The following is a 2,027-nucleotide window of genomic DNA, read 5'->3' on the forward strand; positions in this document are numbered from 1 at the left end:
CTGGGAGCCGCCGGGCGGTGTCCTCGAACGCGAGGAGACCATCCCGGACGCCCTCCAGCGCGAAGTCCTCGAAGAGACCGGAATCAAGATCGCACTTCCTGCGACCCTGACCGGCGTCTACAAGAACATGAAGGGCCTGATCGTCTCGCTGGTCTTCCGCTGTGAAGCCGCCGACGGTGTGCCCACCACCGGTGACGAGACCCGCGCGCTGCGCTGGGCCACCCGCGAAGAGGTCACCGAGCTTGCCGACGAGGCGTACGCGATCCGCGTCCTGGACGCACTTGATGCGACGACCCCGCCGGCCATCCGCGCCCACGACGGCGTGAAACTCGTCTAGCCCGAACCCGCTGCACATGGCGGCCTACCAGCATGAAGGAACTTGTATGCACGAGTATATGAGTACAGCTCGGGTGTGGGGGCTGAGTTGCCCAGGATTCCCGGAAGAAGTGAGCCGGGCCCGCCGATGGACCCGTGACATCCTGCGCGGCTCACCTTTAGCGGAAGACGCCGAGTTGATCGTCAGCGAGCTGAGCGCGAACGCGATCCTCCACACGGCCAGCGGTCGGGAGTACGGCAGTTTCCACCTGGCCGTTGCGGTCTCCGCTCAGGTGGTGGCGGTATCGGTCACGGACGACGGCGGCACGGGGACGGCCCCGAAGGTCGAGCATCAGGACCAGGACGCCGAGCACGGCCGGGGGCTGGGCATGGTCAGCGCGATCGCCCACAGGGTCGTCGTCCACGACAGCGACCAGGGCCACACGGTCACCGCGGAGCTGTACGCAGAAGCACTGCGGGGAGGTCATCCGTGCTGAGTCGGGAAACCCGCCGCGGCTTCTGGTGCGAGTGCTGGACAGAAGACCTCACCGAGCAACGGGGGCCGGCACTCCTGGCATCCTTCGACGCCTACTCGGCACCACAGGCCGACCGATGGGTGGCGGTCGCACTGCGCACCATCTCGCCGGCCTTGGACCCGGACGCTTCGGACGAGGCGTGGGAGTGGCTGCACGACGGCCGCGCGGAGACCAGACGGGCCCTACTGCGGTCGGAGCCTTGCACGGTGTCAGTCACACATGTCGGCACCCGCGTCACTTGGACCATCCGACCGGTGACCTACCTGCCACTAGCTCACCGAACAGAGCTCCCGCCCTGCGCCTACGAGTTCAGACCCAGACCGGGGGTGTCCCCTCTCCACTGACATCGAAGGCCCGGCCTCGCACCTGAAGTCGGGCCTTAAGCATGCTCAGGGACATGAGCGCCTACAGCAGCGACCAGGACCTGAAGGTCACCGACACCACCGGCAACGGCGTCGAGGTGGACGTGGCAACGAACCTGCTGAACGGCACAGTGCGCCTGTCCGTGCTGTGGACCCAGGAGATCTACCTGCACCCCGACGACGCCGAACGGGTAGCCGAGTCACTCCTACGAGCTGCCGAACACGGCCGGCACATCGCGGACGCCCGAAGCTCGGGAACCAATCCAAGCTCCAGCCCAAGCGTGTCGGATCCCAGCTGATGCCTGACGTTCTGGTCCCAGGTGGTGCGTGACGGTGGGCCTAGTGGTTATGCCGCCTCCAGCTACCCTCTGGTCATGGAGGAGGACTGCCCCCTTGTACGCGACGTCTTCCCGGATCTCGTCGCGGAGCTGATCACTCTCCTGGAGAGCGAAGGAGAACGTGAGCTAGCCATCTGTGCGTGGGATCTTCGTTTGGTTGACGAGTGCCGCTGCGGCGATGACTTTTGCCAGAGCTTCCAAACTGCAGCTCATCCACAGGGACAGCCATACGGCGCCGGTCATCGGTGCGTGCCGCTCTTGCCCTCGCGAGGCGTGCTGTGCCTGGACGTCGTGGATGGCCGGATCATGTACGTCGAAGTACTCGATCGGCCACCCATGCACCGTCGCAGTGAGCGGCCCTGATGTCGGTCTCGCAATCGACAACTCCACCAGCACAGCGATGTCTAGATGCATTTGATGCTTGACGGATCTGTGTCAGTTGATGCTTTCCGGTTCCTAGCCTGTCGTGCGGTTCT

4 protein-coding genes are annotated in these 2,027 nt (G+C 65.2%); all 4 read left to right on the forward strand.

Going from position 1 to position 2,027, the window contains the following annotated elements:
- The coding region (locus IE249_RS35290; protein WP_189711593.1) for an NUDIX hydrolase at nucleotides 1-337 on the forward strand (337 nt) is incomplete at its 5' end.
- Nucleotides 338-383: 46 nt separating this feature from the next.
- Nucleotides 384-812 (forward strand): ATP-binding protein, encoded by a 429-nt coding sequence (locus IE249_RS35295; protein ID WP_189711596.1) that lies wholly within the window; start codon nucleotides 384-386, stop codon nucleotides 810-812.
- A complete protein-coding gene (locus IE249_RS39605; RefSeq protein ID WP_229860014.1) occupies nucleotides 806-1,195 on the forward strand; it encodes a hypothetical protein in 390 nt (129 codons plus the stop codon). The genes IE249_RS35295 and IE249_RS39605 overlap by 7 nt, the downstream gene beginning before the upstream one ends.
- Nucleotides 1,196-1,248: 53 nt before the next feature.
- The gene (locus IE249_RS35300; protein ID WP_229860015.1) at nucleotides 1,249-1,512 is read left to right on the forward strand and encodes a hypothetical protein; all 264 of its coding nucleotides are present in this window, start codon (nucleotides 1,249-1,251) and stop codon (nucleotides 1,510-1,512) included.
- Nucleotides 1,513-2,027 lie beyond the last annotated feature (515 nt).

The organism is Streptomyces anandii JCM 4720 (assembly GCF_014650655.1).
GTDB lineage: Bacteria > Actinomycetota > Actinomycetes > Streptomycetales > Streptomycetaceae > Streptomyces > Streptomyces anandii.